Origin of the sequence: Shewanella sp. Isolate11 (assembly GCF_022398315.1) — a bacterium.
Classification (GTDB): domain Bacteria; phylum Pseudomonadota; class Gammaproteobacteria; order Enterobacterales; family Shewanellaceae; genus Shewanella.
In genome coordinates this window covers 114062-134773 of sequence record NZ_JAKEVF010000006.1, presented here as the reverse complement: position 1 = coordinate 134773, position 20712 = coordinate 114062, and the positions used below count along the sequence as shown (strand labels likewise).

General features: G+C 44.1%; 19 protein-coding genes. 8 read left to right on the top strand and 11 right to left on the bottom strand.

What is annotated here, in order from left to right; genetic code table 11:
* Nucleotides 1–107: 107 nt before the first annotated feature.
* Nucleotides 108–2177: a glycine--tRNA ligase subunit beta gene (glyS, locus tag L1D21_RS14375; protein WP_239845959.1), complete on the bottom strand. Its 2070-nt coding sequence runs from the start codon at nt 2175–2177 to the stop codon at nt 108–110.
* Between the two features lie 12 nt (nt 2178–2189).
* Nucleotides 2190–3095, bottom strand: coding sequence for a glycine--tRNA ligase subunit alpha (gene glyQ, locus L1D21_RS14370; RefSeq protein ID WP_239845958.1), 906 nt, complete (start codon nt 3093–3095; stop codon nt 2190–2192).
* A 108-nt stretch (nt 3096–3203) separates the two neighbouring features.
* Between glyQ and L1D21_RS14365 the strand changes: the two genes are divergently transcribed.
* Nucleotides 3204–3773, top strand: a complete 570-nt coding sequence (locus L1D21_RS14365) for a DNA-3-methyladenine glycosylase I (protein WP_239845957.1) — start codon at nt 3204–3206, stop codon at nt 3771–3773.
* A 5-nt stretch (nt 3774–3778) separates the two neighbouring features.
* Here L1D21_RS14365 and L1D21_RS14360 read toward each other — a convergent pair whose 3' ends face one another.
* The 7 genes from L1D21_RS14360 to fadB form a co-directional block, all read right to left on the bottom strand.
* Complete coding sequence (locus tag L1D21_RS14360) at nt 3779–4423, bottom strand: hypothetical protein (protein ID WP_239845956.1); 645 nt, start codon at nt 4421–4423, stop codon at nt 3779–3781.
* Nucleotides 4424–4656: 233 nt separating this feature from the next.
* On the bottom strand, nt 4657–7848 hold the full coding sequence (locus tag L1D21_RS14355; RefSeq protein WP_239845955.1) for an amidohydrolase family protein: 3192 nt from the start codon (nt 7846–7848) through the stop codon (nt 4657–4659).
* A gap of 254 nt (nt 7849–8102) precedes the next feature.
* Complete coding sequence (locus L1D21_RS14350) at nt 8103–8540, bottom strand: MOSC domain-containing protein (protein ID WP_239845954.1); 438 nt, start codon at nt 8538–8540, stop codon at nt 8103–8105.
* Between the two features lie 30 nt (nt 8541–8570).
* The gene (gene tusA, locus L1D21_RS14345) at nt 8571–8816 is read right to left on the bottom strand and encodes a sulfurtransferase TusA (RefSeq protein ID WP_239845953.1); all 246 of its coding nucleotides are present in this window, start codon (nt 8814–8816) and stop codon (nt 8571–8573) included.
* Nucleotides 8817–8937: 121 nt separating this feature from the next.
* Entirely contained in the window at nt 8938–9405 is a 468-nt protein-coding gene (gene ybaK, locus L1D21_RS14340; RefSeq protein WP_239845952.1) for a Cys-tRNA(Pro) deacylase, read from the bottom strand.
* A gap of 180 nt (nt 9406–9585) precedes the next feature.
* Nucleotides 9586–10749, bottom strand: a complete 1164-nt coding sequence (fadA, locus tag L1D21_RS14335) for an acetyl-CoA C-acyltransferase FadA (RefSeq protein ID WP_239845951.1) — start codon at nt 10747–10749, stop codon at nt 9586–9588.
* 20 nt (nt 10750–10769) lie between these two features.
* Complete coding sequence (fadB, locus tag L1D21_RS14330; RefSeq protein WP_239845950.1) at nt 10770–12920, bottom strand: fatty acid oxidation complex subunit alpha FadB; 2151 nt, start codon at nt 12918–12920, stop codon at nt 10770–10772.
* 280 nt (nt 12921–13200) lie between these two features.
* Here fadB and pepQ point away from each other — a divergent pair, with 280 nt between their 5' ends.
* From pepQ to hemG (L1D21_RS14310), 4 genes are all read left to right on the top strand, one after another.
* Nucleotides 13201–14523 carry a Xaa-Pro dipeptidase gene (gene pepQ / locus L1D21_RS14325; protein WP_239845949.1) on the top strand — a complete coding sequence of 441 codons (1323 nt, stop codon included), beginning with the start codon at nt 13201–13203 and terminating at the stop codon, nt 14521–14523.
* Nucleotides 14524–14569: 46 nt separating this feature from the next.
* The gene (locus L1D21_RS14320) at nt 14570–15184 is read left to right on the top strand and encodes a YigZ family protein (RefSeq protein ID WP_239845948.1); all 615 of its coding nucleotides are present in this window, start codon (nt 14570–14572) and stop codon (nt 15182–15184) included.
* 140 nt (nt 15185–15324) lie between these two features.
* Nucleotides 15325–16782, top strand: a complete 1458-nt coding sequence (locus tag L1D21_RS14315) for a TrkH family potassium uptake protein (protein ID WP_239845947.1) — start codon at nt 15325–15327, stop codon at nt 16780–16782.
* Nucleotides 16782–17309 (top strand): menaquinone-dependent protoporphyrinogen IX dehydrogenase, encoded by a 528-nt coding sequence (gene hemG, locus L1D21_RS14310; RefSeq protein ID WP_239845946.1) that lies wholly within the window; start codon nt 16782–16784, stop codon nt 17307–17309. Before L1D21_RS14315 ends, hemG (L1D21_RS14310) begins: the two co-directional genes overlap by 1 nt.
* A gap of 30 nt (nt 17310–17339) precedes the next feature.
* Here the strand turns inward: hemG (L1D21_RS14310) and L1D21_RS14305 are convergent, their stop codons facing one another.
* Nucleotides 17340–17645, bottom strand: coding sequence for a metalloregulator ArsR/SmtB family transcription factor (locus L1D21_RS14305; protein ID WP_239845945.1), 306 nt, complete (start codon nt 17643–17645; stop codon nt 17340–17342).
* 266 nt (nt 17646–17911) lie between these two features.
* Here L1D21_RS14305 and hemG (L1D21_RS14300) point away from each other — a divergent pair, with 266 nt between their 5' ends.
* Together hemG (L1D21_RS14300) and L1D21_RS14295 are read left to right on the top strand one after the other, a co-directional pair.
* A complete protein-coding gene (hemG, locus tag L1D21_RS14300) occupies nt 17912–18445 on the top strand; it encodes a menaquinone-dependent protoporphyrinogen IX dehydrogenase (RefSeq protein WP_239845944.1) in 534 nt (177 codons plus the stop codon).
* A gap of 171 nt (nt 18446–18616) precedes the next feature.
* Nucleotides 18617–19147 carry a thioesterase family protein gene (locus tag L1D21_RS14295; protein WP_239845943.1) on the top strand — a complete coding sequence of 177 codons (531 nt, stop codon included), beginning with the start codon at nt 18617–18619 and terminating at the stop codon, nt 19145–19147.
* A gap of 5 nt (nt 19148–19152) precedes the next feature.
* Here L1D21_RS14295 and L1D21_RS14290 read toward each other — a convergent pair whose 3' ends face one another.
* Nucleotides 19153–19794 carry a glutathione S-transferase family protein gene (locus L1D21_RS14290; RefSeq protein WP_239845942.1) on the bottom strand — a complete coding sequence of 214 codons (642 nt, stop codon included), beginning with the start codon at nt 19792–19794 and terminating at the stop codon, nt 19153–19155.
* Nucleotides 19795–19968: 174 nt separating this feature from the next.
* Here L1D21_RS14290 and L1D21_RS14285 point away from each other — a divergent pair, with 174 nt between their 5' ends.
* Nucleotides 19969–20655 (top strand): DNA-3-methyladenine glycosylase I, encoded by a 687-nt coding sequence (locus L1D21_RS14285; protein ID WP_239845941.1) that lies wholly within the window; start codon nt 19969–19971, stop codon nt 20653–20655.
* The last annotated feature ends 57 nt before the right edge of the window (nt 20656–20712 follow it).

Genomic DNA, 20712 nt, shown 5'->3' with positions numbered 1-20712 from the left:
CGCAGTTATAAGATCCATTGACTTACAAAGCGTTACGATGAATTATGAATCTCGGACATAAAAAACGCACCACTAAGGGTGCGTTTTTATTGATAAATCGTTAACTATTACTGTAATAACGAGATATCTGCAGCGTGTAAGAACTGCTCGCGTAGGTTTGATAATAACGCTAATCGGTTATTCTTCAGCGCTTCATCGTCTGCCATCACCATCACATCTTCGAAGAAGGTATCGACACTTTCGCGTAGGCCAGCAAGTAATGCTAATGCTTGTTGGTAATCGGCATTAGCAAATAGAGGTGCTAGCTGAGGCTGTAACTCATTTAACTTAGCGGCTAAGGCTTTTTCGGCCTGTTCAACCAATAAGTTTTCATCGATGTTGATCGCTAATTCGCCTTCGACTTTAGCCAAGATATTAGATACACGCTTATTGGCGGCAGCGAGGGCTGCGGCTTGTTCTAGGGTTCTAAAGTGAGCGACGGCTTTAATACGGCTATCGAAGTCAGCTGGAGATGTTGGACGACGCGCCAATACTGCTAAGATAACATCGACGCTAACACCCTGATCTTGATACCAAGAGCGGAAACGACCCATCAGAAACTCAAGTACTTGCTCGGCAGTGTCTGTATTGCTTAGGTTGCTGCCATGTAGCGCTTGGGCCTTAGCGATTAAGTCGACTAAATCCAGTGGAAGTTTGTTCTCAACACAGATACGTAAAATACCAATAGCGGCACGACGTAATGCAAATGGATCGGCAGCACCTTTAGGTGCTTGGCCAATACCGAAGATACCCACTAAGGTATCGAGCTTCTCGGCTAATGCAACGGCGATAGAAATATCGGCTGTTGGTACAGTATCACCAGAGAACTTTGGCTTGTATTGCTCTTCAAGCGCTAACGCAACCGCTTCGGTTTCACCGTCTAAGCGTGCGTAATGCATGCCCATGGTGCCTTGTAAGTCCGTAAACTCCATTACCATGTTTGTCATCAAATCTGACTTAGAAAGTAAACCGGCTCGTGCAGCTTGTTCGCTATCGGCATTAATGCCTTGAGCAACAAAAGCGGCGAGGGCAGAGATACGCTCTACTCGGTCTTTTATGGTACCTAGTTGCTTCTGGAATACGACAGTCTCTAGGCTGGTAAGGCGTGATTCTAGACTGTGTTTTTTGTCTGTTTCGAAGAAAAATTCTGCATCGGCTAGACGTGGGCGAACTACTTTTTCGTTACCTGAGATGATCTGTTGTGGATCTTTAGATTCGATATTTGTCACGAAAATAAAGTTAGGTAACAGTTCGCCTGCAGGGTTGAAAACAGGGAAATATTTCTGATCACCCTTCATGGTATAAACCAAGGCTTCTGCCGGTACATCAAGGAATTTTTCTTCAAAACTGGCGGTTAATACCACTGGCCATTCAACCAAAGAGGCGACTTCTTCAAGAAGATCGTCTTCAAGGTCGGCTACGCCACCAATTTTACTGGCTGCCGCTTGTGCATCTGCTTTGATGATAGATTTACGTAATTCATAGTCGGCAAGCACTTTACCTTGCTCTTTTAAGGTGCAGAGGTAGTTATCTGCATGATCCAGCTCGAAAGTGTCGACACCCATAAAGCGATGGCCGCGAACGGTACGTGCTGATTTGATGCCTAATAGTTCACCTTCAATAAGCTCACTGCCCAACAGCATGGTGACTGTATGTACAGGGCGAATAAACTGAGTTTTGTTGCTACCCCAACGCATAGGCTTAGGAATAGGCAACTTATCCAATGCTCGTTGTGCCATTTCAGCGACTAAAGATTTAGTTTCAACACCAACGACTTTAGCTTGATGAAGTAGCCATTCACCCTTATCTGTTTTTAGACGTTCAGCCTGTTCAACGGTAATACCGTTACCGCGAGCCCAACCCATAGCAGCTTTTGTTGGATTGCCATCGGCATCAAAAGCTTGAGCAACAGCAGGACCACGTTTTTCAACGGTTTTGTCTGCCTGAGCGAGAACCAATTGCTTTACGTTAATGGCTAAGCGGCGAGGTGCTGCATACCAAGTTGCTGATTCATAGCTTAGTTCTGCTTTGTTTAGCTCTTCTTCGAAATTCGCTACGAATGATTCGGCTAATTTACGTAGTGATTTTGGCGGTAATTCTTCTGTACCCACCTCAATGAGTAAGTTTTCAAAATTCATCTTAATACCTCTTTACTTACACATTGGGAAACCAAGCGCCTCACGGGCTTGGTAGTAAGACTCTGCTACGGCTTTAGCCATGGTACGAACGCGGAGAATATAACGTTGGCGCTCAGTTACCGAGATGGCATGACGGGCATCGAGTAGATTGAATGCGTGTGATGCTTTCATTACTTGCTCATAAGCAGGTAATGCTAATGGTTTTTCTAGTGCAAGCAGCTCATTACAGGCCTTCTCACAGTCGTCGAATTGCTTAAATAATACGTCGACGTTAGCGTGTTCAAAGTTGTATGTAGACTGTTCAACTTCGTTTTGATGGAACACATCGCCATACATGATTTTACCCATAGGGCCGTCGGTCCAGACAAGGTCATAAACACTGTCAACCTCTTGGATATACATGGCAAGGCGTTCAAGACCATAGGTAATTTCGCCAGTAACTGGGTTACATTCTAGACCGCCTACTTGTTGGAAGTAGGTGAACTGCGAGACTTCCATACCATTGAGCCACACTTCCCAGCCCAGCCCCCATGCACCAAGCGTGGGAGACTCCCAGTTATCTTCGACGAAACGCACATCATGGACGTTCATGTCGATCCCAAGCGCTTCTAAAGAGCCTAAATATAACTCTTGAATATTACTTGGAGAGGGTTTCAACACGACTTGAAACTGATAATAGTGCTGTAGACGGTTAGGGTTTTCACCATAACGGCCATCAGTTGGACGGCGACAAGGCTGAACATAGGCACTGCTCATTGGCTCTGGGCCTAAAGAGCGTAAAAAAGTCATTGGGTGGAATGTGCCTGCACCCACTTCCATGTCCAGAGGTTGAACGATAGCGCAACCTTGCTGGGCCCAGTATTCTTGCAGGGTTAAGATAAATCCCTGGAATGTTTTTACGTCGTGTTTCGTCGTCATGTCTACTACTGTCAGCTTGTGATAGAAAATGGTTTCGATTATACCTTGTTGAAAACGGCTTATGTAGGTTATTTTTTAGGTTAACCGCCTAAATTTGGGAAAATTAGCATGGATTTACAACGTTGTGGCTGGGTGAGTAAAGATCCTTTATATCAAGACTACCACGATAACGTGTGGGGCAGGCCTGTATATGACAGTCAGGAGCTGTTTGCCAAACTCTGTTTAGATGGTCAGCAGGCGGGACTATCATGGATTACCATCCTCAAGAAACAGCAAAATTACCAAGCGGCATTTGCCGATTTTGACCCTTATGTTATTGCAACGTTTGACGAGCAAAAGGTCGAGGCGTTATTGCAAAATCCCGGTATTGTTAGGAACCGTCTCAAGGTTAATTCCATTATTAAGAACGCCAAAGGCTACATCGCATTTGTAGAGCAGGGAAATGATTTCTCTGCGTTTCTATGGAGCTTTGTAGGCGGTGAACCGAAGTTGAATCACTTTCAGTCGTTAGCGCAATTGCCAGCCCAAACCCCTGAGTCGGAAGCAATGTCGAAAGCATTGAAAAAATTAGGGTTTAATTTTGTCGGGCCGACGATTTGTTATGCTTTTATGCAGGCTGTGGGCATGGTCAATGACCATACCCAAGATTGCTTCTGTTACCAGGATAAGTCTAACTAAGGCTATTAGTAACCTTTAAAACGCATAGTCGATGGGTCATCTGTTTGTAGATAGATGGCCTGAAATTGTGTCTCTCCCGAGTCGAGCTGTGTCTGCTTGATAAATGCATAGTTCTTATCAAATTCACTCAATTTATCAATGCTTTGTTGGCTAATAGTGTCTGTTGTAAGGCTTAGGGCGCAGATTCTGTCTGCGCAGGCATATTTTTCACTATATATGGCCTCCGGCAAATGAGCGAGTCTGTCGGCCAGTGCCGTCAGGCGTTGTTGGCTGATGGTATCATAGTTGTCGAGGGACTCGATGAGCTCGACATAGGCTTCCAAGTCTTCACTAAGTAGTTTTTTTATCTGCTCACCATCAACGACCTCCTGCGCATCAATGATTTTTGCTACCAACTGCTTGGCCGAAATATTCTCGGTTGAAAGTGATTGGGCTGTCTGATCATCATTGCTGCTTTTGGCTTGAGCTATTTGCACTTCGCTAGATGGAGTTATATCAGTTTGTTTCTCTGTATCAGTTAATCGAGTTTCGGTATTTGTGAGCAGAATTTGTTTTTGGGCTTGGTCAGGCACTTGATCCTTGTTTAGTGAGAAGTAGGTAATTGCAGATAGAATTAATAGAATCACTAGGGTGATGATTATCGATTTCATTTCCAAGTTCCTTATTGGCGAAGCTCTTCGGTCTGAGCAGATTTTTGGTTAATCAGCTTAGGCTTATTTATATTTAGATGCAAAGCGGCTGGATAGTTTTCAGATAATTAAAAAGGGTGTTTCACGTGAAACACCCTTTTTTCTTTTTTTAGGTCATTTTTGATCTGTTTTTAAATTTTTATGAAATTAAAATTTGGCTGTAAAGTTAGCCAGATTTTAAAATTAAAAACGAATCAAATTTCAAAGAAAAATGGCTTTCTCTGAATTTTTTCACCATTAAGTTGGTCCATGGTTTCAGCATTATAAAGTTTGCCATTGACCATAGTGTGAGTCACCTTGTCGGTGTCTCGTATATTTTCTAATGGATTACCATCGATAACGATCAAATCTGCTAGCTTACCTTCTTTAATAGAGCCTAATTGATGATCCATTGCGAAAGTCGTTGCTGGATTAATGGTTGCGGTTTTTAACACCTCAAGGTTGCTCATTCCACCTTGAGCAAACATCCACATTTCCCAATGAGCAGCTAAACCTTCACGTTGACCATGGGCACCAATATTGGGTTTAACACCTAGGTCATTTAGTTCTTTGGCAACGCGCGCAACATTAAAATGGTTGTAATGCTCATCTGGTGCAGTTGGTCTACGCATGGAGCGAGCTTGAAGAAGATCGCCTGGAACATACATAGAAAGGCGTGGGTGTGCCCAAACATCAGTTTTATCGTACCAGTAGTTTTCACCAGAGATGCCACCATAAGCGACTACTAAGGTCGGTGTATAGTGAACATCGGTTTGGCTCCATAGCTGTTTTATGTCGCTATAGATTTTCGCGGCTGGCAATGAGTGTTCAACCGTAGTGTGGCCATCAGCAATCATAGTCAGGTTGTGTTGCAATAAACTACCGCCTTCAGGTACAACCATCATTTCGAGTTCCCGAGCTGCTGCAATGACCTGTTGACGTTGATTACGACGAGGTTGGTTATAGCTCTTAACGCTAAAAGCGCCGACCTTTTTTAGGCGTTCTAGGTGGAATTTGGCATCATCTAATGAATCGATGTGCGAGGTATAGCCTGGCACGTTGGCGCCATACAAGATGGTACCGGTTGAGAATATGCGTGGCCCAGCGATATTCCCCGCTTTCTGTTGCTCAGATGCCGCGAATATTTCAGTGGTGTCGTTCGATGGATCGTGGATGCTGGTGACACCCAGCGATAGGTTAGAGTACAGCTCCCAATTTTGTTGTGGGATGATTTCATTTTCACCCTGTGCGCCATGTGCATGGGCATCGAATAAGCCGGGCATTATGGTTTTGCCTTTAATATCGACAACTAAGGCTCCGTCAGGAATAGTTGTATTGGCATCTCCAACAGCGATGATTTTGTTATTCTTGACAATAACCGTTCCGTTTTTGATCACCTTATCATCTTCCATCGTGATCACCTGACCACCAACAAAAGCGACGGTTCCACGTGGAACGTCGGCATCTTGGCTGAAACCAATCTCTGTGATTTTCGGTGGATTATCTGTTTTAGCTTGTTCATATTGCTGGTATTGAGCATCAACTTTTACTTGATAAAGCTCAGGGCCGAGAGTCCAATAAAGTTGGTCGCTATCGTTGTTCCAGCTAATACTTTCACCAGCGCGAACACTTAATTGTGTTACTGGAAGATTATTAGCTTTTGGTCCAATTTCTATGGTTTCGCCATGTTTAGCGAAAGGGGTGACCCAAACTTTAAAGCGTTCAGCAAAGGCTAGCTGTTTACCATCTGGAGAGACTCTAAACTCAGTTGCATGCTTGCTGGTGTAATGTACGCGTTTTTGAAAACCATGCAGATTGATTGAAGATAACTGTGGCGTTTCTCCATAGTCCATAAAATAAATGCGCTCTGAATCAGCACCGAATTGAGGCTGATGACCTTCAGGAGTTATTTTGGTGTTGGTTTTTGCTTTGATGTCTGCAACATAAAGACCGGGTTCTTGTGACCAGGTTCTAGGGGTTATATATCCGCCTTTTATTTTTCGGTAAACAACAAGATCACCTTGAGGTGAGAAGGTGGGCTCGACGTATTTACCGGGCTCTGTGGTTAAGGTTTTGGCCTTACCGCCGCGGGCGCTAATGACGCGTACACTGCCTTGCTTATCATCATCCCAAGTCGTGAATACAATGTTTTTACCATCGCGTGACCACTGTGGATACAGCTCTCTTAATGATTCATCGAGCTTGGTAAGACGGCTGACCTTGCCATTGTCTAAGGTTTTTAGCCAGAGTTTACCTAAGGCTTCATAAACCACTTTTTTCCCATCGGGAGAAACCTGTGCCATACGCAGCATTTTCACATCAAACTTATCTTGATCTAGATTCTGTTTAAAGCGAACCGATGGCTGAACGGCAAGTTGAGTTTTAACCGAAAAGGGAATTTGGGCTACTTTCTTCGAATCAACATTGAGTCGATTAATCTGGCCATTGGCCCAAAATACAATTTCTTCATTATCGGCTGTCCAGCTCATGGTTGGATACACACCGTGAATTGCCCAAGTTTCTTGCATATCACGGTCAAGCTTGTCGTATAACTTGGTTTTTTCTCCAGACTTTAAGTCCAGTAAATAAAGCGAAGACTGGAAACCGTCACGCTTGATGAAGGCAAGCTTTTTACCATCGGGACTTGGGGTTGGACGAATTGCACCACCCGTTCCTTCAATTAATACTTCGATATCACCTGTCTGGGTGTCATATCTTTTTATCTTATAAATACCTTTGACCGAGTCTTTTGAGTAGTGAAAAGTTTTACCCGGCGTGGCATCTTGGCTGAAATAGACATAGCGGCCGTCTGGAGAGTAGGCGGGTTCGCCTAAATCTTTTTGCTCGTTAGGACGCTCAGTTAATTTTACACCTGTGCCGCCCGCAACATGATAAAGCCATACTTCGCCAGCACCTAAACTACGGCTTCCGGTAAAGTGCTTACGACCAATGAGATACTGAGAGTCAGGGCTCCAAGAAGGGCTATTAAGCAGTCTAAAGGTTTCTTTGGTTACTGGGTGAGGATTACTGCCATCGGCTTCCATTACCCAGATATTATCACCACCATCTTCATCTGAGGTGAAGGCAATATATTTACCATCAGGGCTATAAACGGGTTGCATCTGCCAAGCAATACCTTGAGCTAATACTTTAGGCTCACCCCCTTCGATGGGCATTTGGTAAATATCACCGAGTAGATCGAAAACAATGTGTTTGCCGTTAGGGCTAACACTGACGTTCATCCAAGTACCTTCTTTAACGTCGATGTTAACTTGTTCTAAAGGCGCGTTTGCGGGGGCGTTGACTTGCCAACTGGCTTCGCCAGCATTGTTGTCATCTGCCAGGGTTGGAGTACTAAAGCTTAGGGCTATTGCTGCACATAAGGGCTTGATTTTATGTTTTAGCATTATCATTTCCGTTTATTATTTTTGAGTGGAGACGCTATTTGCTGAAGTCGGTTAGCTTAGCGGTATCGTTATTGTAATGTTATTTGTCGCCTGTTTTTATAACAGAAAAACAAACAATGTGTGACATTAATTGAATGTTAGAGGGTAAAGATGAGTTGAAACTGAAGTTGTAGGCTTATAAGTGGACTCAAGCCTACATTAATTAGCTGGAGAAGGTTACTTGCTGAAATAGAAAGTAAGGTCGGTAACTTGCCTTAGGCTAAGCTCACCTCGTCGCCGACATTAATACTGGCATCATTGATGACTCTACAGGTGACGCCACCACGCCAATCGGGGCGAAGTGCCTGTTCAAGACCGGGGTGAGCTTGTTGCATTTTTTTGCAGGGATCGGTTTCACCGGTGATTAGCAATTGAAGTTCGCCTATATGTAAGGTTTTGCCAACATCGGTTTCACTAAAGGTGAGTCCCTCGACTAATAAGTTTGCGCGGCGAGTTGTCCAATGTAACTCAGCTTGTACTGTCTCACAGGCTTGTTGCCATTGTTCGAAAGAAAGTACTGTGACTTGACGCTTACTGGGTTTGCCATATACATCTTGTGCTACGCCAGTCGAGGTTGTCACTAAGGCGCTAGAGGTTTCTAGCATGGGGCCTTTTTTGACTGTTTTGTAGCTAATGCCTTGTAAACTTGCCATGTTATTAAATCCTTTTAACTGTGTTTGGTATTACAAGCCTTTTTTGATCAGATATTGGTACGGAGTCGATTCCGTTTGACTAGCTAATAGCGTGTGATCCATAAACTCGCAGAAGCTAGGAATATCTCGGGTCGTTGCTGGGTCATCTGCAATGATCAGTAAGGTTTCACCTTCCAGCATTTTGCGCACAGATTTTCTCACCATCATTACTGGCTCAGGGCAGCGAAGACCAAGAGCATCGAGTTGATGTTGTGCGTCTGAAAATGTATTGCTCATAGAGATATCCGATAGAAACTTACGACTGATAAAATAACCACCTCAATTAGAATGCTAATGTTACGTCAGCTACCGATTGAAACCAAGTTGTTAGCCTGCTTTTGTGAGTTAAAAGCTTGTTTCATGCCGTTAGCTGAGTAAATTTTGCCTGGGTGATATTTTGTAAATCAGTTGGCGACAAGGCGATATCTAACCCCCGGCGTCCGCCACTCACGTATATTAACGACAATCCAGCTGCGCTGGCATCGATAAAAGTCGCTAAGCGTTTCTTCTGACCAATAGGGCTCACGCCTCCCAAAATATATCCGGTCGATCTCTGCACATCCTGAGGTGTGGCCATGGCAGCTTTTTTACAACCAGCGGCTTTGGCAAGTTGTTTCATATTCAGCTTGTGAGCGACAGGAATAATGGCAACCACTAATTTGGCCGAGTCGAGTTCTGCGACTAAAGTTTTGAAAACTTGCTCGACGGGAAGGTTAAGTTTTTCTGCGGCTTCCAAACCATAAGCTGTGCTATTGGCATCATGTTGGTACTCATGGATGCTATATTGGATTTTGGCTTTATCGAGAGCTTTGGTTGCTGGTGTCATCAAGGGTGTCGTTAACAGTTGTCTGTGGATATACCATAACGATTTTTGATGATCGAGTGTAGAGAAAAGTAACAGATGGTTTCACGTGAAACAGATAAAAAAGAGTCGCCCCGTTGGCGACTCATTGAAGTGGATTTCTAACCTGTTCCGTGTCGATTACAGAACAAGGATAAATAATCTCTAAGTTCGTTCAAATACGGTTGCGATACCCTGACCTAAACCAATACACATGGTCGCTAGACCTAAGCTCGCATCCTTATGTTCCATTAAGTTGATTAGGGTCGTTGATATACGAGCACCTGAGCAGCCTAGAGGGTGACCCAGTGCAATGGCGCCCCCATTAAGGTTCACTTTCTCATCGACTACATCCATTAAGCCGAGGTCTTTTACGCAAGGTAGAGACTGTGCTGCAAACGCTTCGTTTAATTCGATAACATCGAGGTCGTTAATGCTTAAGCCTGCACGCTGAAGAGCTTTCTGAGTAGCAGGTACAGGACCATACCCCATGATAGCTGCATCACAACCCGCGACAGCCATAGAGCGAATACGTGCACGGATAGGAAGCCCAAGCGCTTTGGCTTTTTCCTCTTCCATGACCAACATGGCCGATGCGCCATCAGACAGTGCCGATGAAGTACCTGCTGTAACTGTGCCGTTAGCCGGATCGAATACCGGTCTGAGTGAAGCGAGAGACGCTAAGCTGGTTTCTGGACGAATCACTTCATCGTGGACCACTTTAATCAAAGCGCCATTGGCATCATGGCCTTCGATAGGGTGTATTTCATTGGCGAAACGTCCCTCAACGGTAGCTGCATAGGCACGTTGATGTGAGCGTACGGCAAATTCATCTTGTTGCTGACGCGTGATGCCATGCATTTTGCCAAGCATTTCAGCTGTAAGTCCCATCATTCCTGAAGCTTTAGCCACGTTATTGGCCAAACCTGGGTGGAAGTCCACACCATGGTTCATTGGCACGTGGCCCATATGTTCAACACCACCAATAATGAAAGTGTCACCCATGCCTGTCATGATTGCGCGTGCGGCCTGATGAATCGCCTCCATCGATGAACCACACAGACGGTTAACGGTTACAGCCCCTGCTTGTTTTGGGATGCCCGCTAATAACGCTGAGTTACGGGCAATATTAAAACCTTGCTCTAAGGTTTGCTGTACACAACCCCAAATCACATCTTCGATGGTGTTGGGATCGAGTTGGGTATTACGTGTTAGCAAGGCTTTCATCAGCTCCGCTGACAAGGTTTCTGCGCGTACGTTTCTAAATACTCCAGCCTTTGAGCGGCCCATCGGAGTACGGATGCAATCTACAATAACTGCTTGTTTCATTATCTTGTTCCTTCCGGTGATTAGGCTTGGTAGTAGCTGCCGTTGTTAGCAGCGAGTTCGCGCATCTTATCTGTCACTTGGTACAGACCACCTAAATGAGCATATTGATCGGCTAAGGCGACAAAGTTAGCAATACCCATGGTGTCGATGTAGCGGAATACACCACCTCTAAATGGTGGAAAACCAAGACCATAAACCAATCCCATATCGGCTTCAGCTGGGGTGGCAATAATACCTTCTTCTAGGCAGCGAACTGTTTCGATGATCATAGGTATCATGGTACGGGCGATGATCTCTTCGCTGCTGAACTCTTTTAGCTCACCAAATGCTTTGCCTAAGAGTTCATAGCTGACGGGATCGATATCTTTCTTGGGCTTACCACGACGGTCAACAGAATATTGATAGAAGCCCATGGAATTCTTTTGTCCAAAACGCTCGGCTTCAAACATCACATCGATAGCATCTTTACCTGTTTTAGCCATACGATCAGGGAAACCTTCAGCCATCACTGCTTGAGCATGGTGACCGGTATCTAAGCCTACAACGTCGAGTAAGTAGGCTGGACCCATTGGCCAACCAAATTGTTTTTCCATGACCTTATCGATAGCCGCAAAATCGGCGCCATCGGCGAGCAAGCCGCTAAAGCCTGCGAAGTAGGGAAACAACACTCGGTTCACAAAGAAGCCTGGGCAGTCATTAACGACAATCGGGGTTTTGCCCATCTTCGCCGCGTAGGCTACAACGGTAGCGATAGTCTCGTCAGAGCTATTTTCACCTCGAATGACTTCTACCAAAGGCATTTTGTGTACCGGGTTGAAGAAGTGCATGCCACAGAAACGTTCAGGCTTCTTTAGGCTCTTGGCTAATAGGTTGATTGAGATGGTTGAGGTATTAGAGGCGATAATTTTATCTGGCCCTACAAATTGCTCAACTTCGGCTAGTACTGTGGATTTAACTTTTGGATGTTCAACAACGGCTTCAACTACCACGTCTGCATGGGCTAGGGCGCTATAATCCAATGATGCTGTGATGTTATTAAGCACCGCTGCCATTTTTTCAGGAGTTGAACGTCCGCGTTTGATTTGGGCCGTCAGCAGTTTTGATGCTTCACTTAAGCCTAAATCTAGGGCTGATTGGTTGATATCTTTCATCACGATTGGGGTGCCTTTACTGGCACTTTGATAGGCTATACCGCCCCCCATGATTCCTGCACCTAACACTGCTGCGTTGTGAACAGTATCAGCCTGTTTGGCAGCTTTCTTAGCTTTGCCCTTAACAAGCTGATCATTCATGAAAATACCGATTAATGCTTGTGCTACATCGGTTTTAGCAAGAGAAATAAAGGCGCGATGTTCTACTTTTAATGCTTCTGCACGTTGCTCTTTAGCCGCCTTTTCAATTACATCAACAGCAGCCATTGGCGCTGGATAATGCTTGCCTGCCACTTGGAATACCATGCCTTTTGCGGTTGCAAATGACATCATGGCTTCAAGCTTCGGTAAGGCTAATGGGGCCTGTTTGCGTTGGCGACGAGCTTGCCAATCGATATTGCCTGCAATAGCGTCATTCAGCATCTGTAATGCTGAGCTTTCTAATGCTTCTGGTGTAACAACGGCATCGATAGCACCGACTTGCAGTGCCGCATCTGGGCGTTGGTCTTTTCCTGTGGTTATCCACTCTAATGCGTTATCGGCACCGATTAAACGTGGTAGGCGAACCGTACCACCGAAACCTGGGATGAGGCCGAGTTTAGTTTCAGGTAAACCGATACGCGCCGAGGTGTCGGCAATACGAAGGTCGGTTGCTAAGATGGCTTCACAACCACCGCCTAATGCAAAACCTTTGACTGCAGAAATGGTTGGGAAGGGCAGATCTTCGAGTTTATTGAAAACCTTGTTAGTTTCTTCAATCCAATGAAAAAGCACTTCATCTTCTTGGGCGAACAGACCTAAAAATTCTGTGATATCGGCACCGACGATAAAGGTCTCTTTGCCCGAAGTAAGTAACAAGCCTTTGATATCACCCGCCTGGGTTATTGCGTCTAAGGCGGCATTAAGAGAATCGAGGGTTTCTCGGTCAAACTTATTCACTGAGCCGGCTGAATCGAAACAGAGCCGAGCGATATTGTCTTCAAGTCTTGTAACTTGAATCGTAGGACTTTGGTAGATCATTGCTTACTTCCTTATTGCTTTAAGAGCGCACCTGCTGAGGGTTTGTTATAGCTTAGGTCAATTTCTCTGTGACAGCAGGCCATCATTTGACCAGTTGCTGCTCAGTGTGCGTCTAATTCGATAAAATTTCAACACCCAATTTAAACGGTTGTTTAATTTTCTTTGGTTAGGCTGATTTTTACGCTTTATGATAGACTCTTGTGATCGTTGTCGCAGTCTCACAACTTGGCTGAGTAATTTCTGCACTAAGTCTGAATAGAACAATAATAGGAAATGATTGATGGAAAATTTAGCGTCTCTGTATCCCAAGCATATTATGGAGTTGAATCGTCGTGTTGCAGAGGTTGTGCAACGTGAAAATATGAGCGGTTTGGTGATTCATTCAGGACAGCCCCATCGTCAGTTTCTCGATGATATGGATTACCCTTTTAAGGTTAATCCTCATTTCAAGGCTTGGCTGCCGGTTATCGATAACCCTAACTGTTGGCTGATTATTAATGGTCAAGATAAGCCGCAATTGATTTTTTATCGTCCGGTAGATTTTTGGCATAAAGTAGCCGATGAGCCAAGCGATTTTTGGGCGAGTGAATTCGATATTAAATTGCTGACTAAAGCCGATAAAATTGCCGACTTTTTGCCTACAGATATTCAAAACTGGGCTTATATTGGCGAACATATCGATGTGGCCGAGGTGCTGGGATTTGATGCGCTCAACCCAGATGCCGTTTTGCATTACCTTCATTACCACAGAGCGACCAAGACAGACTATGAGTTGGCATGTTTACGTGGTGCAAATGAGATTGCTGTCAAAGGCCATCAAGCGGCGAAGAGTGCATTTTATAGTGGCGGTAGTGAGTTTCATATCCAGCAGGCTTATTTAGCCGCTGCGGATCAGGGCGAAAATGACATGCCTTATAGCAATATTGTCGCGCTTAATCGTAACGCATCGATTTTGCATTATATGGCACAAGAGCATCAATCTCCGGCGCAGCGTTTGTCCTTCTTAATCGATGCTGGTGCCAATTTTCATGGTTATGCCGCAGATATTACTCGTACTTACGCATTTGAAAAAAATCAGTTTGGTGAATTGATTGCTGCAATGGATAAATTGCAGCTTGAGATCATCGATATGATGGCGCCAGGGGTTAAATATGCCGACTTACATATTGCGACTCATCATAAGTTGGCGCAGATTTTAGTGGATTTCAACATAGCAACTGGTTCTGCACAAAGTCTAGTAGAGCAAGGGATCACCAATGTGTTTTTCCCTCATGGCTTAGGCCACATGCTGGGTTTACAAGTGCATGATATGGGGGGATTCCTCCATGATGACTTAGGGCACCATGTTGCAGCACCAGAAGGACACCCTTTCTTACGTTGTACTCGTACACTGGCGAAAAACCAGGTGCTGACCATCGAACCGGGTGTTTATATCATTGATAGTTTATTACAAGAGTTAAACCAAGATAATCGCGCTAAGCAGATTAATTGGGATATGGTCGATATATTGCGTCCTTTCGGTGGTATCCGCATTGAAGACAACGTGATTGTGCATCCTGATCGTAATGAGAATATGACCCGTGATTTCGGTTTACACGGTTAATCCCCTGTTTGAAATTGGGTCGATAACTGAGTTTGAGCAATAAGTTTTGAATGAAAGTTACCTGATACCTTCGGCGTCAGTGGTCATTGAAGAAGAGATAAAGCATAGCCGCTTTATCTCTTCTTTGTTTCACTGCTCGTCTGAGCAAGAGTTGAAGTGTGCGCTTACTAACATTAAGGCGCAATATCCAGGAGCAAACCATTATTGCTATGCCTTTATTGCCAATTCTCCTAAAAATGGCGTGGCAATTGGCTCTAGCGATGATGGTGAACCTGCAGGAAGTGCCGGACGGCCAATGTTAGCTACGTTACAGGGCGCTAATATCGGCGAGATAGGTGCGATTGTTGTGCGCTATTTTGGCGGTACCAAGTTAGGTGTAGGCGGCTTAGTAAGGGCTTATAGTTCGGGAATAAAACAGGGTCTGCTACAACTTGAAACCGAGTTAAAGTTGATTCGTTATCCCGCTAGACTAGTATGTGACTATCATCAGCTAAAAGATGTCGAGCACTTTTTAGCTCGCAGTGAGGCGTTGGTCACCGATAAACAGTTTACTGATAAAGTACTCATAGAGTTTATGCTACCTAAGCGTTTTCAGTCACAACTGACCCAAGAATTAGCCACCATGAGCCAAGGTGGGTTACGGCCAGATTTCGATATTTAACCCTAAATCTTATCCTGGTTTGTTATGTATCAAGGTGCTTGCGGTATCAGCGCAATAAACTTTTATATAACTAGAGCTTAAATATGTGCGAAAATGCCTGTGTGAGTAAGATGGCCTATATGGATGAATAGAAAGCCCTGATGCAATATCGAACAATAATAAGAATTACGGGTCTATTAATGGGCCTTTTTTCTTTGTCACTGCTACCACCGGCTCTGGTTGCTGTTATCTATAAAGATGGTGGCGGTACTGCATTTATTCAGGCTTTTTTCTTAAGTCTGGTGCTCGGCTTTTTCCTCTGGTATCCCAATCGTCATCATAAGAAAGATTTAAGAACTCGCGAAGGCTTTATGCTGGTGGTGCTGTTCTGGGGAGTACTTGGCTCTATTGGTGCTGTGCCTTTTATTTTTTCTAGTCAGCCCGATCTTTCCTTAACCGACAGTGTATTTGAATCTTTTTCTGCGCTAACCACTACCGGTGCCACAGTGTTGGTGGGGCTGGATAACTTACCTAAAGCAATTTTATTTTACCGCCACTTACTGCAATGGCTTGGTGGTATGGGGATCATTGTCTTGGCTGTGGCGATTCTTCCCGTATTGGGCATCGGGGGAATGCAACTTTATCGTGCAGAAATCCCTGGTCCGGTAAAAGATGCCAAGATGACGCCGCGAATCGCGGAGACAGCCAAGGCGCTTTGGTATATCTACCTTGCACTCACGCTTGCCTGTGCATTTGCATATTGGGTGGCGGGAATGGATGTGTTCGATGCCATTTGCCACTCATTTTCAACCATCGCCATTGGCGGGTTTTCGACTCATGATGCCAGTATGGGCTATTTCAATAGCACGGCTATCAATATGGTTTGTGTGGTGTTCTTGCTGATCGCGGCGCTCAATTTTAGCCTACATTTTGCGGCTTTTACCCGTCGAGGCATCAATCTAAAAGTTTATTTTCGTGATGCCGAATTTAAGGCGTTGATCGTAATTCAGTTGGCTTTAACCTTTATCTGTTTTGTGACACTTTATCATTCGGGCATTTACGATAGCGCCGAAGAGACATTCGACTTCGCCCTGTTCCAGGCTGTGTCGATTTCTACCACGGCCGGCTTTGGTACCGAGAGTTTCCATATGTGGCCGTTGTTTCTACCTATGTTGCTGATTTTTTCCAGTTTCATTGGTGGTTGTGGTGGATCTACCGCTGGTGGTATCAAGGTGGTACGTATGGTGCTGTTGCTATTGCAGGGCTCTCGAGAATTAAAGCGTTTAATCCATCCCCGTGGCATGTTCTCTATTCGTATTAGCGGTAAGGCCTTGCCCGATAGAGTGATCGATGCTGTGTGGGGCTTTTTCTCTGCTTATGCCTTAGTATTTGTGATTTGTATGTTGATTTTAATGGCGCTGGGGATGGATAACATTACCGCCTTCAGTGCTACCGCGGCTTGCTTAAATAATCTTGGGCCTGGATTGGGGGAGGTCGCGAGTAATTACGCCAGCATTGGCGATGGTGAGAAGTGGGTTTTAGTCATGGCGATGTTATTTGGCCGACTAGAAGTCTTTACCCTATTGGTGTTGTTTACCCCGACGTTTTGGAAGAATTAATGAGTCGTACCTTAATTATTTATTCGACAGTTGATGGACAGACTAAGTCTATTTGTCAGCAAATAAAGCAAATCTGTGAGGCCGATAATAAACCCGTGACCTTAGTCTCTTTGGCTGAAGCGCAATCGGTGAATTTGTCTTATTACGATAAGGTGATGATTGGTGCGAGTATTCGTTATGGTAAACATAGACCAGAACTGTTTCAGTATGTGAATCGTCATCGAGCTGTACTCAATAACAAAAAAAATGCGTTTTTTACCGTCAATGTGGTGGCGCGTAAGCCGGAAAAAAATACTCCAGAAACTAATCCTTACATGCAAAAGTTTATACAACTCTCTTTGTGGCAACCGCAACAGCTGGGAGTGTTTGCAGGCAAGATTGATTATCCTAAATACCGAATGTTCGATAAGTTGATGATCCGTTTTATTATGTGGATGACCAAAGGGCCTACTGATACAAGCGGTACTTTTGAGTTTACAGATTGGGATAAAGTCGGTGAATTTGCTAAAGCCTTTAGTGAAAGATAAAGGCTTTAGTCGCTTAAGTTGGCTCTTTTCTTAAGCGCAGTAGCGCTTATATAAAATGGAGATAACTTCGGTGACCTGTTCATTTTTGAGGGTGTAATACACCACTTGAGAGCTTTTACGAGTCGCTACTAAATCTTCAGCACGTAATACCGCCAAATGCTGTGACAATGCCGATTGGCTCAGAGGTACGGTTTCATTCAATTGGGTGACACTGAGTTCATTGTCGAGCAGTTGGCACAAGATCATCAAGCGGTAAGGGTTAGCGATAGCCTTGAGCCATTTAGCCGCGCTCTGTGCATTGATAACCATTGCCTCTACATCAATATCTTTTAGCATTTGATTCTTCTCTTGTGCTTATTTATTAGTTTATTCTAATTAAGTGGTAGCCAGAAAGCAATCACTTGTCTATCGCCAATCCTTGGGGAGCCAGATTCACTCCAATGGAGGAGTTCGTTTATAAGCCTATTCTAACGTGAATAAATTTATGATTAGGTGGTGTATTTCACAAAATCCTTAACTAATTTGTGATCCACGGGCGGGAATTGTGGTCTCATAATTGCCACAATATTGGCTATTAATGGTCCTTATCAAAATGGGTGCGTATGGCTTCTGTATTAATTGTTTATTATTCCCGTGGTGGTCACACAGCTAAGATCACTCAGGCGATGGCAGAGCATATTCGCCAGCAGGGACATCTGTGTGATGTGGTTACCGTGGCAGAAGCACAGGCTATTGATTGGGATAAATATGATACCCTTGCCTTGGGTGCCTGCGTGCTTTACGGCAGCTATGATAAGTCGGTTTTTGCTTTCGCTAATCAGTATCAGCAGCAGTTGAATAGTAAACCAAGCAGTTTTTTCAGTGTTAACGTGGTTGCTCGTAACCCTGAAAAACGTATTCCAGAAAATAATAAGTATTTGCAGAAGTTTATTGAACTGTCAGCCTGGAAACCAAAAGATGTAAAGGTGATTGCCGGCAAGGTTGATTATCCTTCATGGCGTTGGTACGACAGATGGATGATCCAATTGATCATGAAGATGACAGATGGACCAACCGATCCTAAAGCGGTGATTGATTACACCGATTGGCAAGATGTTAACTGTTACGCTGATCATCTTATTGACCTTACCCAATAACTTCGCTTTGGAATAACCCATAGTTTTATGAGCAAAAAGAGCCTTTATGGCTCTTTTTTTTTCGTCTTAATCTATGGCTATTCAGGGAGAAGAACATAAGATTTCTCCCTCTTGTTATCTGGTATGACCTCTGTTAGCCTTTTGGGGCTCATTTCAAAGGATGCTAATGTAATGAATCTTTATTTTCGATTGTTTTGGCTGATGATGTGGCGTATTCGGCGCTGCCAAGAGATCGACTTCCTTGGTACCAGTAAAATCGATTATCGTGCCTTGCCATCTGATTGCGATATCAATTTTCATCTGACAAATTCTCGATACCCCGCATTTATGGACTTGGCTCGTACTTATATGTTGGCCGAAATGGGCTTGCTGAGTCGGTTTATTAAATTGAAGTGGATGCCAATCGTTAATGCCGTCGAGTTTACTTATATTCGCGATATTAAACCGCTGCGTAAATTTGAGATTGAGAGCAAGGTTGTCGGTTGGGATGAGAAATATTTCTATATAGAGCAGCGCTTCGTGAGTGAGAACACCTTGCATTGCATCGTGCATGTTCGAGGGGTGTTTATTTGTCGTCGCAAGCAGGTGCCAATCACAACCATGTTAGCAGAGGTTGGTTATCACCAGAATCCACCTCCATTGCCGCCAGAAGTCGAGCAGTGGAAAGCATTTTTACAATTGAAAAAAGAGCGAAATCAGTAACAAGCTCAATAAAGATCAAGGGAGCAACTGGCTGTTTTAGCCAGTTCAGCTTCCTCTTTTACTTGCATCCAAGCACCACGGATCTCTGCTTGGTGTAGATATCTGTCTAACCCATCATATTGGTAAAGTTGGAATTGCGTTTTGGCATCCATTAGGCAGGGGATCAATGCGCAATCGGCCAGAGTGAAATGGTCGCCACATAGCCAATGATTTTGAATTAAACGCTGATTTAAGCGTTCGAGTGTCATATTAATTTCATTTTCTATCCGTTTTATTTTTATCGGTAATAATCCATGATTCGCGTGCATATTTTCTATGACGTAGAGTTTATTATTCAGTTCGATATCCACTTGTCTATCGAGAAGGCGAACTTCAAGTAGAGATTCAAAATGAGTCGGCAATAGGTGCGAGCCTGTGTGCAAATGATGATCTATATATTCAATGATAATGCTGGACTCAGGTATAAGCTCACCGTTGGCTTTTCTTAATAGAGGAAGTTGTCCTGGTGGGTATTGCTTGGCAAATTTTTGGCGTGAAAAGGGGTCACTTAAATCAATCTTGTTAGGAAAGAAGTGGGCTTGTTTTTCATATAGTGCTATCAGCACTTTCTGGCTATAGCGACACAAAGGATGGTAAAACAGTTCCATCGTAATATCGTCTTCAAGCATAGGCTTATGCAGTTAATTTTAGTTCGAAAATGCCCATAGTGCTGTAAGGCTTTATTTGGGGATGGCTAGAAAGTTGTTCGGCGATAAATTGATCGACTTAGATCTGACTGTCGTACAATAAGGTGTAAGTAAGAGATTATAAGAGAGCGTGAGTTGGAATCATTTAAGCAGATTTATCAGCGCGCTTGTGAGCGCAAAGGTGGTGAGGCGGCGTTGGCGTTATTGATGCCGCAGATCTCAAGTAAGGCATCAATAAAGCATTATACCGACGCAGAACTTTTGTCTGAGATCAGCCGAAAGGTATTTCAATGTGGTTTTGTTTGGCGTGTGGTGGATCATAAATGGCCTGCTTATGAGAAGGCATTCTTTGATTTTGAGCCGCAGAAAGTATTGATGTTGTCGCCTGAGCAATTGCAGCAACGGGCCAGTGATGAAACCTTGATCCGTCATCTAAAGAAAACCCAATCCATCTATGATAATGCCTTAATGATCCATGATATACAGCTCAAACAGGGGAGTTTTGCCGAATTTATTGCCAATTGGCCTGTAGAAGACATTACCGGCTTGTGGAGTGAGTTAAAACGTCGGGGCTGTCGCCTTGGTGGTAATACAGGACCTTATTTCTTACGTACTATTGGTAAAGATACTTTTTTGTTGACCGATGACATCAAAGGATATTTTACAGCACATAAGTTAATCGACTACGGCTTTACCTCTAAAGCAGGGCTTAAACAGGTGCAAGAGGTGTTTAATTGTTGGCAACAAGAGTCAGGATTATCCTTAGCGGAAATTAGTCGGATTGTTGCCTGCAGTGTTGGTGATAATCGACTGTCAATTTGAGCTTGTTTTGTGCTCAAATGATTTAATCTGTCATAGTGACTCAATATTAGTTATTTA